This window comes from Pseudomonas lopnurensis, assembly GCF_015070855.1.
GTDB classification, from domain to species: domain Bacteria; phylum Pseudomonadota; class Gammaproteobacteria; order Pseudomonadales; family Pseudomonadaceae; genus Stutzerimonas; species Stutzerimonas lopnurensis.
The window spans coordinates 1-14,526 of the sequence record NZ_JADDIX010000012.1; the positions used below are offsets into that span (position 1 = coordinate 1).

General features: G+C 62.4%; 13 protein-coding genes and 1 tRNA gene. 9 read left to right on the top strand and 5 right to left on the bottom strand.

Features of this window, described 5'->3' with window-relative positions; all coding sequences use genetic code 11:
* Positions 1 to 246 precede the first annotated feature (246 nt).
* Entirely contained in the window at positions 247 to 1,746 is a 1,500-nt protein-coding gene (locus IN820_RS02180; protein WP_193679408.1) for an acetyl-CoA hydrolase/transferase family protein, read from the top strand.
* 373 nt (positions 1,747 to 2,119) lie between these two features.
* Positions 2,120 to 3,178 carry a quinolinate synthase NadA gene (nadA, locus tag IN820_RS02185; protein ID WP_193679409.1) on the top strand — a complete coding sequence of 353 codons (1,059 nt, stop codon included), beginning with the start codon at positions 2,120 to 2,122 and terminating at the stop codon, positions 3,176 to 3,178.
* A 235-nt stretch (positions 3,179 to 3,413) separates the two neighbouring features.
* Here the strand turns inward: nadA and IN820_RS02190 are convergent, their stop codons facing one another.
* The gene (locus IN820_RS02190) at positions 3,414 to 4,844 is read right to left on the bottom strand and encodes a M48 family metalloprotease (protein ID WP_193679410.1); all 1,431 of its coding nucleotides are present in this window, start codon (positions 4,842 to 4,844) and stop codon (positions 3,414 to 3,416) included.
* A 107-nt stretch (positions 4,845 to 4,951) separates the two neighbouring features.
* Between IN820_RS02190 and IN820_RS02195 the strand changes: the two genes are divergently transcribed.
* Together IN820_RS02195 and IN820_RS02200 are read left to right on the top strand one after the other, a co-directional pair.
* Positions 4,952 to 5,203 carry a sulfurtransferase TusA family protein gene (locus tag IN820_RS02195; protein WP_193679411.1) on the top strand — a complete coding sequence of 84 codons (252 nt, stop codon included), beginning with the start codon at positions 4,952 to 4,954 and terminating at the stop codon, positions 5,201 to 5,203.
* Between the two features lie 18 nt (positions 5,204 to 5,221).
* Entirely contained in the window at positions 5,222 to 6,283 is a 1,062-nt protein-coding gene (locus IN820_RS02200; protein WP_193679412.1) for an AI-2E family transporter, read from the top strand.
* A gap of 177 nt (positions 6,284 to 6,460) precedes the next feature.
* Here IN820_RS02200 and IN820_RS02205 read toward each other — a convergent pair whose 3' ends face one another.
* Together IN820_RS02205 and IN820_RS02210 are read right to left on the bottom strand one after the other, a co-directional pair.
* Positions 6,461 to 6,934, bottom strand: a complete 474-nt coding sequence (locus IN820_RS02205; protein ID WP_193679413.1) for a peroxiredoxin — start codon at positions 6,932 to 6,934, stop codon at positions 6,461 to 6,463.
* A gap of 24 nt (positions 6,935 to 6,958) precedes the next feature.
* Positions 6,959 to 7,519 carry a glycine cleavage system protein R gene (locus IN820_RS02210; RefSeq protein WP_193679414.1) on the bottom strand — a complete coding sequence of 187 codons (561 nt, stop codon included), beginning with the start codon at positions 7,517 to 7,519 and terminating at the stop codon, positions 6,959 to 6,961.
* A 231-nt stretch (positions 7,520 to 7,750) separates the two neighbouring features.
* On the opposite strand from IN820_RS02210, the gene dapA reads away from it, so the two are divergent.
* The 4 genes from dapA (at position 7,751) to IN820_RS02230 (ending at position 10,908) form a co-directional block, all read left to right on the top strand.
* Positions 7,751 to 8,629, top strand: a complete 879-nt coding sequence (gene dapA / locus IN820_RS02215; RefSeq protein WP_193679415.1) for a 4-hydroxy-tetrahydrodipicolinate synthase — start codon at positions 7,751 to 7,753, stop codon at positions 8,627 to 8,629.
* A 16-nt stretch (positions 8,630 to 8,645) separates the two neighbouring features.
* Positions 8,646 to 9,746 (top strand): outer membrane protein assembly factor BamC, encoded by a 1,101-nt coding sequence (gene bamC / locus IN820_RS02220; protein WP_193679416.1) that lies wholly within the window; start codon positions 8,646 to 8,648, stop codon positions 9,744 to 9,746.
* 94 nt (positions 9,747 to 9,840) lie between these two features.
* Positions 9,841 to 10,710, top strand: coding sequence for a phosphoribosylaminoimidazolesuccinocarboxamide synthase (locus tag IN820_RS02225; RefSeq protein WP_193679417.1), 870 nt, complete (start codon positions 9,841 to 9,843; stop codon positions 10,708 to 10,710).
* Between the two features lie 108 nt (positions 10,711 to 10,818).
* Positions 10,819 to 10,908 (top strand) — tRNA-Ser (locus tag IN820_RS02230).
* Between the two features lie 100 nt (positions 10,909 to 11,008).
* On the opposite strand, the gene IN820_RS02235 is transcribed toward IN820_RS02230, so the two are convergent.
* Positions 11,009 to 11,602, bottom strand: a complete 594-nt coding sequence (locus IN820_RS02235) for a cysteine dioxygenase family protein (RefSeq protein ID WP_193679418.1) — start codon at positions 11,600 to 11,602, stop codon at positions 11,009 to 11,011.
* A gap of 284 nt (positions 11,603 to 11,886) precedes the next feature.
* The gene (locus IN820_RS02240) at positions 11,887 to 12,696 is read right to left on the bottom strand and encodes a sterol desaturase family protein (protein WP_193679419.1); all 810 of its coding nucleotides are present in this window, start codon (positions 12,694 to 12,696) and stop codon (positions 11,887 to 11,889) included.
* Between the two features lie 145 nt (positions 12,697 to 12,841).
* Here IN820_RS02240 and IN820_RS02245 point away from each other — a divergent pair, with 145 nt between their 5' ends.
* Complete coding sequence (locus tag IN820_RS02245) at positions 12,842 to 14,206, top strand: MFS transporter (RefSeq protein ID WP_193679420.1); 1,365 nt, start codon at positions 12,842 to 12,844, stop codon at positions 14,204 to 14,206.
* Positions 14,207 to 14,526 lie beyond the last annotated feature (320 nt).

Genomic DNA, 14,526 nt, shown 5'->3' on the forward strand with positions numbered 1-14,526 from the left:
GCTTTTAACCAATTGGTCGTAGGTTCGAATCCTACACGACCCACCATAATTCTCCCCGTGAGAACGAAGAGCCGGACATCCCGCAGGGTGTCCGGCTTTTTCATATCCGCAGTCTGCGAAAAGATAAGCCTGGATACGCCGGTCGGTTATAAGCGGCATATTTCACTACGACCTTAGTAGATGGCCCAAGCCTTTTTAAACGTAATAGACTGCGGCCTTCCGATACTCCGTTGGTTCGAGGCTCAAATGTCTTATTCTGATCGCATCCGCTTGTCCTCTCTGCAGAGCAAGGTCATGAGCGCCCACGAGGCCGCTACCCTTATTCGCGACGGCATGACCGTCGGCATGAGCGGCTTCACCCGCGCGGGCGAAGCCAAGGCTGTGCCCCTCGCGCTGATCGACCGCGCGAAGGACGAGAAGCTGCAGATCAGCCTGGTCACCGGCGCCAGCCTGGGTAACGATCTGGATGGAAAGATGGCCGCTGCCGGCCTGCTGGCCCGCCGCATGCCTTTCCAGGCCGATCCGGTACTGCGCAAGGCCATCAACCAGGGCGAGGTCATGTTCATCGACCAGCACCTGTCGCACACCGTCGAGCAGATGCGCAACCATCAGATCAAGCGCCCGGACGTCACCATCGTCGAGGCCCTGTGCATCACCGAGCAGGGTCATGTCGTCCCGACCACCTCCGTGGGCAACTCGGCGAACCTGGCCATGTTCGCCGACAAGGTGATCATCGAACTGAACATGGCGCACAACCTGAACCTGGAAGGCCTGCACGACATCTACTTCCCGGGAGACCGTCCGAACCGTGGTCCGATTCCGCTGACCCAGGTCGACGACCGCATCGGTAGCGCAGCCATTCCGGTCGATCCGGCCAAGATCGCGGCCATCGTCATCACCGAGCAGCCGGATTCCTATTCCACCGTCACCCCGCCGGATGAAGAAACCCAGGCCATCGCCAATCACCTGGTCGAATTCTTCAAGAACGAAGTGACTGCCGGTCGCATGGCCAAGAACCTCGGCCCGATGCAGGTCGGTATCGGCAATATCGCCAACGCCGTGATGTGCGGCCTGATCGACTCGCCGTTCGAAGATCTGGTGATGTATTCCGAAGTACTGCAGGACTGCACCTTCGAGCTGATCGATGCCGGCAAGATGAAGTTCGCCTCCGGTTGCTCCATCACCCTGTCCGAGCGTTGCAACGATCGCGTGTTCGGCAACCTGGAGCAGTACAAGGACAAGCTGGTGCTGCGTCCGCAGGAGATCTCCAACCATCCGGAGCTGGTACGCCGCCTGGGCATCATCGGCATCAACACCGCGCTGGAATTCGACATCTACGGCAACGTCAACTCCACTCACGTGGGTGGCACCAAGATGATGAACGGTATCGGCGGTTCGGGTGACTTCGCTCGTAACGCACACCTGGCCATCTTCGTGACCAAGTCGATTGCCAAGGGCGGCAACATTTCCAGCGTCGTACCGATGGTCGCCCATGTCGACCATACCGAGCACGACGTGGAAATCCTGGTGACCGAGCAGGGGCTGGCCGACCTGCGTGGCCTGGCTCCGCGCGAGCGTGCCCGCGTCATCATCGATAACTGCGTGCACCCGTCCTACCGCGACGCGCTGAACAAGTACTTCGATGACGCCTGCAAGAAGGGCGGGCAGACGCCGCACCTGTTGGGTGAAGCCATGCAGTGGCACATCAACCTGGAAGAACGCGGTCACATGCTCAAGGGCGAGTGATCCAAGGAACCGCCGGCTGATGCCGGCGGTTTTCATTTCCTCTGTAGGAGCGGGCCATGCCCGCGAATAATCCAGCGCACAAAAGCTTTGCGGGCATGGCCCGCTCGTACGGACTTTCAGAACACCTCGGCACTTCGAGCAACACGCAATCGGGACAGAGCCTTTCATTTCAGGGGGCGAAACTGCTCTCGGTCCCTCTTGTCCCCGCTTTCCCTTTCGCAGACGCTTCGGCTAGTATTCGTGCCCCCTTGTAACGGCAGGGTGGCGAGTCTGCATTCCGCATCTCCTTGCCTCTCGCCTCGTCCGAATCGACCCGGTTGACCGGGTTATACTCGGCGCATCATGCAAACACGTGCTGGCAGGACCCGCGACCATGACGCAGATACCCGAACGCATTCTCGTGCAGGCTCATCTGGCGGCCAAGCAGCCGAAGCCGCTGACGCCCGAGCAGGAAGCGCAATTGCGCAGCGACATCGCCGCCGAGTTGAAGCGGCAGAATGCGGTGCTGGTGGCGCATTACTACACCGATCCGGTGATCCAGGCGCTGGCCGAGGAAACCGGTGGCTGTGTCTCCGACTCGCTGGAGATGGCGCGCTTCGGCAATGAACATCCGGCGCAGACCGTGGTGGTCGCCGGCGTGAAGTTCATGGGGGAAACGGCGAAGATCCTCAACCCTGAGAAGCGCGTCCTGATGCCGACGCTCGAGGCCACCTGTTCGCTCGATCTGGGCTGCCCCGTGGAGGAGTTTTCCGCGTTCTGCGATCAGCACCCGGAGCGTACCGTGGTGGTCTATGCGAACACCTCGGCGGCGGTCAAGGCGCGCGCGGACTGGGTGGTGACGTCCAGCTGCGCGCTGGAGATCGTCGAAAGCCTGATGGATAACGGCGAGAAGATCATCTGGGCGCCGGACAAGCATCTGGGCAGCTACGTGCAGCGCGAAACCGGCGCGGACATGCTGCTCTGGGACGGTGCCTGTATCGTTCACGAGGAATTCAAGGCCAAACAGCTGGCCGACATGAAGGCCTTGTACCCGGAAGCCGCGATCCTGGTGCATCCGGAGTCCCCCGAGGCGGTCATCGAGCTGGCCGATGCGGTGGGCTCCACCAGCCAACTGATCAAGGCTGCGCAAACGCTGCCGAACCAGACGCTCATCGTCGCGACCGATCGCGGCATCTTCTACAAGATGCAGCAGCTCTGCCCGCAGAAGACCTTCGTCGAGGCGCCGACCGCCGGCCAGGGCGCGACCTGCCGCAGTTGCGCGCACTGTCCGTGGATGGCGATGAATACCCTCGAGCGCACCCTGGAGTGCCTGCGTGCCGGCAGCAACGAGATCTTCGTCGATCCGGCGCTTATCCCGCGTGCGGTCAAGCCGCTCAAGCGCATGCTCGATTTCACCCACGCGGCGCGGCTCAAGCAGGCCGGCAACGCCTGAGGATTGAAAAGGTGGTCACAACGCCGTTCGCATAAGCGCCGCGGCAAGTGATCGGGGCCGCAGGCGCGAGCAGCGCCGCGAGGGGGCGCAAAGGTCGCGAGCGCCACCGTCCTCCTGTTGCGGGCGCGCCCTCGGGGCGACCGCATGCGGCAGGCCTGCAGAAAGCCAAGTTCTCGCCCGGCATGCGTTCGCCCTTCCTGTGCGTCGAGATCGCCTGCTTACGACCTTGCCGGCCTCAGCGCAGCATTTCGTCGATCATGCGTTTTTCGTCGGTCAGCTGTTTCTGCCGAGCGTCTATGCGCGATGCGATCTGGAAATTGCTGGCGCGACGCTTGGCGAGGCCCAGTTGTTCGATGGCCTGGTCGTAGTCGCCTACCAGGGCGAAATACTCGGCGCGGGCCTGGTGCAGGCCAACGATGTTGCCGCTGAGCCCGCGGACTTCGGCCACCTGGTACCAGATGTCCGGATCCTTGCCGCGCTGCTCGACCAGTCGGTCGAGTTCGCGCTCCGCCTGTTGCGTCTGGCCCTGCTTCATCAGCAGGTCGATGTGCATCTGCCGGGCCGGGTAATTGCCCGGATACAGCTGCAGCAGCCGCTGCAGGCGGGTTTCTGCCTGCTGCAGGCGGTTCGAGGTGATCTCCAGTTCGATCTGGGCGAGGTTGTAGATCAGGTCGTCCGGCTCTTTGGCGAGCAACGGCTCCAGGCTGCTGCGCGCTTCCTCGAGCTGGCCGCTCTTGATCTGGGCCAGCGCGAGGCCGTAGCGGGCCGCATCGAGTTCGGGGTTCTCGCTGAGCATGGCGCGAAAGCGCTTGGCGCTGACGCCGGGCGTGCTTTCGAATTTCAATTGCGTGCGCGCCCGTATCAGCTGGTAGCGCAGGCTGTCCTGGGCGCCGCCCGCGGGATACTGTTCGGCGCGGTTGGTGGTGTCGGCGATGCGCGACTCGCTTACCGGGTGGGTGAGGAGGAATTCCGGCGGCTTCTGGTCGTAGCGGTACTGGCGCAACAGGCGCCCGAACATGGCGGGCATCGCGCGCGGGTCGTAGCCGGCTTTTTCCAAGTTGACGATGCCGATGCGATCGGCTTCCTGTTCGTTCTGGCGCGAGAAGCGCCGCTGAGCCTGAATGGCGGCGGCCTGGCTCGAGACGATCGCGGCAATGCCGGCATCGCCGGCCCCGGCTGCCGCGGCGACGACACCGGCGAGCATGGCCGCCATCATCGGGATCTGCATGCGCTGCTGGGCTTCCAGCCCGCGGGCGAAGTGGCGCTGCGAGAGGTGCGCCAGTTCGTGGGCCAGTACCGAGGCGTATTCGGCTTCGGTCTGAGCGTGGATGAACAGGCCGCCGTTGACCCCAATGATTCCACCCGGCGCGGCGAAGGCGTTCAGTTGCGCACTGTCCAGCAGCACGAACTCGAGGCGGCGGTCCTGCAGTTGGCTGGTTTCGGCGAGGCGATACACGCTGCTTTCGACGTAGTCCTTGAGCAGTGGGTCGGAAAGCTGTTGCACCTGCCCGCGTAGCAGGCTCAGCCAGGCCCGCCCGAGTTGATGCTCCTGTTCCGGTGAAACGATGCCGGAACTCGAATCGCCCAGCGACGGCAGGTCGTTGGACAGTACCGGTTGCGCGCTCAGGCAGGCGAGCATCAGCAGGGTAGGGCGCAGGAATTTCATCCAGACAGGCTCTTGTAAGTGAGACCGCTACTGTAGCCTTGACCTTGTCCGGCTGGCCAGAGGCCCGCTGTGCTAGGTATCCTGCGTGACTTTCTGCGGAGATGACCATGACTGACGCGCGACCCGGCACCCTCGAGTGCGATGCCGAGCTGGACGCTGTCGGGCTCGATTGCCCGATGCCCTTGCTCAAGGCCAAATTGGAGCTCAATCGCCTGGCCAGCGGCGCGGTCCTCAAGGTCACGGCCAGTGATCCGGGGTCGCAGCGCGATTTTCGCAGTTTCGCCACGTTGGCCGGGCATGCGCTGCTGCATGAAGAGGTCGAGAACGGCATTTATCGTTACTGGCTACGCAAAGCCTGATTCGTTTCGAGGGGTTTCATGCTCAAGGTCTTGCGCGGTTGGATGCATCGCTACTTCTCCGATGAGGAGGCGGTCGTACTTGCGGTCCTGTTGTTCCTGGCGTTCGCCGCCGTGCTCACGCTCGGCAACATGCTGGCCCCGGTTCTCGCCGGTCTGGTGCTGGCGTTTCTCATGCAGGGGCTGGTGGGGCTGCTCGAGCGTCTGCGGATGCCGCATTTGCTGGCGGTCTGGCTGGTCTTCCTGATGTTCATCGGGGTGCTGGTGGTGTGCACCCTGTTCATCGTGCCGCTGCTCTGGCAGCAGGTGCTGACGCTGTTCAACGAGCTGCCGCGGATGCTGGTGGAGTGGCAGTCGCTGTTGCTGCTGTTGCCGGAGCGCTACCCGCAGCTGGTGACCGAGGATCAGGTGCTGCGCGGTATCGACTTCATCCGCGGGGAGATCGGCCGCTATGGGCAGCTCGTGCTGACCTCGTCGCTGTCGAGTCTGCCGTTGCTGCTCGGGCTGATGATCTACCTGGTGCTGGTGCCGATCCTGGTGTTCTTCTTCCTCAAGGACCGCCAGCAGATCGGTGACTGGATCAAGGGCTATCTGCCGCGCGAGCGCGGCCTGATCACTCAGGTCTCCCAAGAAATGAACCTGCAGATCGCCAACTACATTCGTGGCAAGGCGATCGAGATCCTGATCTGCGCGGTGGTGTCCTACGTGGTATTCGCGTGGCTGGGGCTGAACTACGCCGCGCTGATGGCCATGCTGGTCGGTGTGTCGGTGGTGGTGCCTTACATCGGTGCCACCGTGGTGACCATTCCCATCGCGCTGATCGGTCTTTTCCAGTGGGGGCTTGGCGACCAGTTCATTTATCTGATGGTCGCCTATGCGATCATCCAGGCGCTCGATGGCAACGTGCTGGTGCCGCTGCTGTTCTCCGAGGCGGTGAACCTGCATCCGGTGGCGATCATCTGTGCGGTGCTGCTGTTCGGCGGGCTCTGGGGGTTCTGGGGCGTATTCTTCGCGATTCCGCTGGCGACGCTGTTCAAGGCCGTGCTCTATGCCTGGCCGCGCAAGCCGCCCGCGGCCGGGTGAGCGGGCGAGAAGGGCCGGCCGCTTGCCGTAATGCCGTTCACTTAACGGCTCGAGCTGGATGCCGGATCACATGTAGGAGCGGGCCACGCCCGCGATTCGCGCGTATGGCGCGCTCCTGCAAAGTAGTCTCTGTGCTTATCTGAGCAGCATTACGGCCGCTTGCCGGTCCATTCTGTTTCAGCCCTGGTTCAACGCCTGCGCGGCCTGCAATACCGCTTCGACATGGCCGGGAACCTTGACGCCCCGCCACTGCTGGCGCAGCACGCCGTTGCGGTCGATGAGAAAGGTGCTGCGGTCCACGCCCAGGTATTCCTTGCCGTAGAGCTTCTTCAGCTTGATCACGTCGAACAACTGGCAGAGCTGCTCGTCCTTGTCGCTGATCAGGTCGAATGGAAAGCCCTGTTTGGCGCGGAAGTTCTCGTGGGTCTTGAGGCTGTCGCGCGATACCCCGAACACCAGGGTGTTGGCTGCGAGGAAGGCTGCGTGCTGATCGCGAAAGCCCTGGCCTTCGGTGGTGCAGCCCGGCGTGTTGTCCTTCGGGTAGAAGTACAGCACCACCTGCTTGCCGGCCAGCGACTCGAGGCTGACCTGCTGGCCGCTGGTGGCCTGGGCCTGGAAGGGCGGGACGGGTTGGTCGAGTTCGACGGCCATATGGACTCCTTCTCCTTGTAGTTCTTACGGGTTCTGCGGGCGCCAAGGCTCGATCAATGCGTCGAGATTCAGCGCATCGGCGAAATCGAGGAACTGGTCGCGCAGCCAGCTGATCTGGGTGCCGGCAGGGAGGGTGACCGTCAGGGTGGCGTTGAGCATGGTGCCGCCGGTCTGAGGGGCCTGGTAGGTATCGCAGGTCAGGCTTTCCAGCTCGATGCGGTGATCGATGAAGAACTGGCACAGCTCGTTGAGAATGTCCGGGCGGTAGGCCGCGCTGACATAGGCCACATAGGGCAGCGCCTGCGGCCGGCTTTCCAGCGCTTCGCTGCGCACCACGTTGGCGGTGAAGGCGTGCTTCTTGGCCAGCCCGGGCAGCGCGGTTTCCATGCGGGCCAGCGCATCCCAGCTGCCGGCGACTTCCAGGACCAGCGCACTGCATTCGCCATGGCGCGTCAGCCGGGTGCTGACCACGGCGCAGCGATTCTCGTTGGCGGCCCGGCAGAGCACATTGGTCAGCTCCATGGGATTGGCGCCGAGGGCGCTGATGACGAGAAATTGTTCGCGGGGTACGGGAGGGGTGGACATGCAGCATTCCTGGCGGTGATGAATCGGTCGGCCAGCCAGGCCGAAAACGGCTAAGGGTAGCGAAAAGCACGGCCCGAGGGAATGCGTACCGCCAAATGGACGGCACTGATCGGTCGTTCGTCCGAGGATGGCGACCTGCATTGTACGCCGAGCTTGCAGGCCACTCGCAAAGCGCCTGGGAGCCTTGTACCATTACGCCTCTTTTTTTATTTATCCGGCAGGAGTGGTTGCATGATTGCGGGCAGTATGGTGGCGCTGGTCACGCCCATGGATGCGCAGGGCGGTCTGGACTGGGACAGCCTGAGCAAGCTGGTGGATTTCCATTTGCAGGAAGGCACCCATGCAATCGTTGCTGTCGGCACCACGGGCGAGTCGGCCACGCTGAGCGTCGCCGAGCACATCGAGGTGATCCGTCGGGTCGTCGATCAGGTCAATGGGCGCATCCCGGTGATCGCCGGTACCGGTGCCAACTCCACCAGCGAAGCCGTGGAGTTGACCGAGAATGCCAAGTCCGCCGGTGCCGATGCCTGCCTGCTGGTGACGCCCTACTACAACAAGCCGACCCAGGAAGGCCTTTACCTGCACTTCAAGCACATCGCCGAAGCCGTGGCGATTCCGCAGATTCTCTACAACGTACCCGGGCGCACCGTATGCGACATGCTGCCGGAAACCGTCGAGCGCCTGTCGAAGATCGGCAACATCATCGGCATCAAGGAAGCCACTGGCGACCTCAAGCGCGGCCAGGAGGTGTTGGATCGTGTCAGCAGCGATTTCCTCGTCTATTCCGGTGACGATCCGACAGCCGTCGAGCTGATGCTGATGGGCGGAAAGGGCAACATCTCGGTGACCGCCAACGTCGCCCCGCGCGCGATGAGCGATCTGTGCACCGCGGCGATGGCCGGCGACGCCGAAACGGCGCGCGCCATCAACGAGCGCCTGATGCCCCTGCACCGTGCCCTGTTCCTCGAAGCCAACCCGATCCCGGTCAAGTGGGCGCTGCACGAGATGGGCCTGATGGGTAATGGCATCCGCCTGCCATTGACCTGGTTGAGCCAGAGCTTCCAGGAACCGCTACGCCAGGCAATGCGCCAAACCGGTGTGCTGGCTTAACAACGAAGGAATACGCATGAAGCGACTGGCCGGACTCTCGACCCTAGCCCTGATCATCTCTGCCACCAGCGGCTGCGGCTGGCTGTGGGGCGAAGACGGATACTTCCGCGACCGCGGTAGCGACTATCTTTCGGCGCGTCAGGTCGCGCCGATGCAGGTGGCAGTCGATGGCGAGACCCGCCCGCTCGACCCGCTGCTGCCGATTCCGCAGCAGGTCGCCGACAACAGCGTCAGCGGCAAGTACGAAGTGCCGCGCCCCCAGCGTTTGCAGGTCGCGGCCGAAGTCAGCGACTTCAGTATCCAGTCCTCCGGCGATTCCCGCTGGCTGGTCGCGCAGCATGCGCCTTCGCAGGTATGGAGCGCGGCGCGGCAGTTCTTCACCGACAACGGCTTCAGCATCGCCGAGGAACGCCCACAGACCGGCGAATTCAGCACCGCCTGGCAACGTAGCGACCAGCTCGACCAGGCCCTGGTGCGCAACCTGGGGATCCAGGATGGCGAAACCCGCGTGCGGGTGCGCGTCGAGCCGGGCGTGCAGCGCAACACCAGCGAAATCTTCCTGGTCAGCGCCAAACGTCCCGCCGGCAGTACCGCCGATGTGGCCTGGCCGGAAACCTCCAGCAACAAGGAACTCGATCGCGTGCTGCTCGACGAGCTGCAGGCCAGCCTGAACCGCAGTGCCCAGGAGGGTGGTTCCGTATCGCTGCTGGCCGAGCGCGATTTCGATGCGCCGAGCCGGGTCAGTCTGATCGAAGACGGCAGCGGCAACCCGGTGCTGCAACTGGACAGCGACTTCGATCGCGCCTGGTCCAGCATCGGCCGCGCCCTGCAGGCCAGTGACGTGCGGGTCGACGATCTGGATCGCAGCCTGGGGGTGTACTACGTCAACCTGGCCGAAGGGGCCGAGAATGTGGACGACAAGCCCGGCTTCTTCTCCCGGCTGTTCGGCGGCGCGCCGGACAAGGACGAGATCGAGGCGCGTGCCGAGCGCTATCAGGTCAGGCTCACACGTGCCGCCAGCAGCATCCAGGTGACGCTGGACAAGAGCATCGACACCGTTGCGCCCGCCGATGTCGCTCGCCGCGTGCTCAACCTGATCAAGGACAACCTGGGCTGAGCGCAAGCCGCAGCCCCTGCTCCGATCCAATAGGCGAAACCCCGGGTTTCGCCTGTTTCGTTTCTGATGACCTGCTAACCGCGGAAATTGCCCTATGACCACTTCCACTGCCCTCAGCCTGAAGAAAATCTACTCGGGCAAGGTTCGCGATCTCTACGAGATCGACGAGAAACGCATGCTCATGGTCGCCACCGATCGCCTTTCGGCATTCGATGTGATCCTCGCAGAGCCGATTCCGGAGAAGGGCAAGATCCTCACCGCCATCTCCAACTTCTGGTTCGACAAGCTCAAGGACCTGGTGCCCAACCACTTCACCGGCGACAAGGTCGAGGACGTGGTGCCGGCTGCCGAGCTGCCGCTGGTCGAGGGGCGCGCGGTCGTGGCCAAGCGCCTCGAGCCGGTCGCCGTGGAAGCCATCGTGCGCGGTTACATCGCCGGCTCGGGCTGGAAGGAATACCAGAAGAGCGGGACCGTTTGCGGCATCCAGCTGCCGGCCGGGCTGAAGGAGGCGGCCAAGCTGCCGCAACCGATCTTCACCCCGTCGACCAAGGCGGCCGTCGGCGATCACGACGAGAACATCTCCTTCGAGCAGTGCGAAGCCCTCGTCGGCAAGGCACTGGCGGCCAAGGTGCGCGACGTTTCCATCGCGCTGTACAGCGCGGCGGTCGAATACGCCGCCACCCGCGGCATCATCATCGCCGACACCAAGTTCGAATTCGGCCTCGACGAAGACGGCACCCTGACGCTGATGGACGAAGTGCTGACGCCCGATTCGAGCCGTTTCTGGCCGGCCGACAGCTACGAGGAAGGCAAGAACCCGCCGAGCTTCGACAAGCAGTTCGTCCGCGACTGGCTGGAGTCCACCGGCTGGAACAAGCAGCCACCCGCGCCCGCGGTGCCCGCGGACGTGGCACAGAAGACCGCCGACAAGTATCGCGAAGCGCTGACCCGGCTGACCGACTGAGCAAGCGCCGGCCATGTCGTGGCCGACTGCAACGTGCTGAAAAGCTGTAAAAATGTGCGCAGTTGGGGGTTCGCCAAACCACGCCGAGCTGCTATGATGCGCGCCGCTGGAGAGATGCCGGAGTGGCCGAACGGGACGGATTCGAAATCCGTTGTACCCTCGCGGGTACCTAGGGTTCAAATCCCTATCTCTCCGCCACTACATGAAAACCGAAGCCCCTGATTTCAAAGCAGAAATCAGGGGCTTCGTGTTTCTGCGCCCGGTGTTCAGGGTAAACCGGAAAGCCAGCGCATCTCCATTATGGGGCCATGCTCCAGATATTCGGCAAGCAGGCGTTGCTATAGCCGGAAATGAATGATTTCTCACTGCCGTCCATTCCATAAACGGCACGCTTCACCGCGCCGATGTTGCCACCATAGACATGGATGCTGATCGAGACACGATCGTCGAAGGCGTTGCTGACCTGATGGATATCGCCGATGGTCGGCGACACGCATTCGATGTCGCCATGCTCGAGTCGCAGCGGTTCGCCTTCGGGTTTCAGCGTGCCATCGGCCTGGCGTTCGAAGCGTTGGCCAAGCTCGGCGCCACGCAGCATGCCGATCATGCCCCAGACCCGGTGATCGTGCACCGGTGTACGTTGTCCGGGCCCCCAGACGAAGCTGACCACGGAGAAGCGCTGCAGCGAGTCGGCATGCAGCAGGTATTGCAGGTAATGCTCGGGATGCGGCAGCGCGAACTGCTCGGGTAGCCAGTCGTCGTGTTCGACCAGTTGCCGCAGCAATCCCTGACCCGCGCCGAGAATTGCCTGTTCGTCGCGCTGGCGCTCCAGCAGGGCGGCGAATTCGGTGACGAACCGGCGAAGGCGGTCCAGGCGTAACGGCTTGCTCATGCCGGTTGCTCCTGCTGGTTGTAATTGTTCTGTTTGCACACGTCGTCCGAGCATCGATCCGGTTCACGCGGCTGCGTGACCGGCTGCGCCGGCGATCGTGAGCCTGGCCCGTGGCCGCGCCTTCCATAGGTGCGGATGGGAACGCCGAGTTCATGCCCGCGAATGACCGCCACGCTCGTGTATGGCCTCGTTCGCGGGCATGGCCCGCTCCTACAGGGGAGTTATATACGAATCAATGGCGACAGGGGGCGGGCAGTGTCGCCGCCCGTCCCCTGGCACGTTCCTCAACGGGCGGACATGGCGCCCAGTTCCTCGTCGCTCAGTTCCGGGCCATCGAGCGTGATGTGCTTTTCGCCCTTCCTGAATTTCGCGATGACCGGCTTGAGCTCTTCCTTGACGTGCTTATCACTGTAGCCGTTGAACAGATGGCCGAGCAGCCCGCGGCGCAGGTCCGTGGTACCCATGAACCAGTCGGCGATGGGGAAGGTGAGGTTCATGTTGTATTTCATCATGATTCCCCAATTGTGATGGGCCGTATGGTGGCGGCGAATGGTGTTGATGAACGGCACGTTGCGCACGAACCAGTTTTCCCGCACATGGCAGCAGTAATGGAAGGTTTCGTAGATGAGGTATTGCGCGACCATCGTCAGGAACACGATGTAGCCCGCGTTGGCGTTGAACATCAGGGAGGTCAGGTAGCCGAGCGTGGTGCCCGCTACGCCCAGGGTCGCCAGCACTCGCCAAGGGAAGAAGACGATACGGAATTCCCGGGTGGAGTCGATGGTCGGTTCGACGTCGGTGAAATACTGGTGGTGCTGGCGCGTATGGCGTTCGTAGATGGCACGCAGCGCGAAGACGTCGATGCGCTTGTGCATCACGTAGCGGTGCATGAACCATTCGACGAAATTGCCGGCGATGAACACCGGAACGATCAACAGCCATTCCCAGCGGGCGCCCTGTATCTGCGAAAGGCAGTACCAGGCCGCCGCAAGGCCCACTGCATACATCACCGCGACATGCAGCAGGCCGTTGTAGTGAGGGCTGATATCGGCTTTGTACTCTTCACGGAATTTCCGCTGGCGTTCGGTCATCATGGTGGTGTTCTCCGATTTTTGTTGTTGTACACGACTAATATATTAGCTTGACTCCTAGCTTACGCTAGCACATTTTTCGGATGCAGCTAATATATCAGTGGCGTGCAAGCTTCCTGAAGACAACAACAATAGATGGAGAAGGTCTATGACCACGATTGCCTATATCGCGGCCCGTTTCGAGCGGTTACCCATGTCGGGCTATCAACGAAAGCTCTTTGCGATCATCGCGACCGCATGGTTTTTCGATTCGCTGGACCTGGGCATGATGACGTTCATGCTGGGTTCGATAAAAGCCGAATTCGGCCTCACCTCGGCGCAAGCGGGCCTTCTGGCCAGTTCCAGTTTCGTCGGGATGTTTCTCGGTGCGGCGATCGCCGGTATCCTCGCCGATAAATTCGGCCGCAAGCCGGTGTTTCAGCTGAGCATGGTTTTCTGGGGCGTAGGCAGTCTGCTCTGCGGCCTCGCCGACAATGTCGAGCAACTGATCATGTTTCGTATCCTGCTCGGCTTCGGCATGGGCATGGAATTTCCCATCGGGCTGTCGCTGGTTTCGGAGATCGTCCCGGCCAAGAGCCGTGGCCGTTACATCGCCATTCTCGAAGGGTTCTGGCCGCTGGGCTTCATCTGTGCCGGCGTGATCGCCTATATCTTCATGCCGATCATCGGCTGGCGCGGCATTTTCATCGCCCTGGCCGTTCCGGCCGTGTTCGTCTTCGTCGTGCGTCGATACGTGCCCGAGTCGCCGCGCTGGTTGGCTGAGGTGGGGCGTAACGATGAGGCCGACAAGATCATGGATCGCTTCGAGACATCGGTGATGCGCTCTGCCCAGATGAATGCGCTGCCTGTGGTTACGCGGAACATGGAAAACGCGGCAAGTGCTCTGGTCAACAAGGCGCGCTTTCGGGATATCTGGCAGGGTGAGTATGCCCAGCGCACCCTCATGTTGTGGGGGCTCTGGTTCTTCGCGCTGCTAGGTTATTACGGCCTGACGGCTTGGCTGGGCGCGCTGTTGCAGGATGCCGGATATGAAGCCACCCAGTCGGCGCTCTACACGGTCTACATTTCTCTGGCGGGTATACCGGGATTCATCTTCGCGGCTTGGCTGGTCGAGGCATGGGGGCGGAAGCCAACCTGTGTGCTGATGCTTCTGTGCAGCGCCGCCTCGGCTTTCCTCTACGGCCAGGCCGCTGCAACCAGCGCACCGCTCGCACTGCTGATCAGCGCTGGCCTGTGCATGCAGTTCTTCCTGTTCGGTATGTGGTCGGTGCTTTACGCCTATACCCCTGAGCTCTATCCGACTCGTCTCCGTGCGACCGGTACCGGCTTCGCTTCCTCGATCGGCCGTTTCGGCGCGCTACTTGGCCCTTACATTGTCGGGGTGCTGCTGCCGATCACCGGCCAGGGAGGTGTTTTCTCGATGGGCGCGATCTCGTTTGCCATCGCCGCGCTGTTGATCATTTTCCTGGGTATCGAGACGAAAGGGCGCTCGCTGGAGGATGTCTCCAACTGACGGCAACTGGCAAAGGCTATTGAAAACGCCCCGTCGAAGTCGATTCGGCGGGGCGTTTTCGCTTTTGCTTCGCGCACCAGGGCCTCGGTGCACGCGGTGCGCGAAGCGCACCCTACGCGGGTGTTGCGTCCGCCGAATGCGTTCGCCGGCAAGCCGGCTCCCTACATGAGCGCGTGCCGCTGCATGCTCTTGTGTAGGCGCGAGCTTGCTCGCGATCGGTTTGCACGCGGTCTGTGTGGAAAACGCTTCGCGGTTTTCCACCCTACGCGGGTGTTGCGTCCGCCGAGTGCGTTCGCCGGCAAGCCGGCTCCTGATATGGG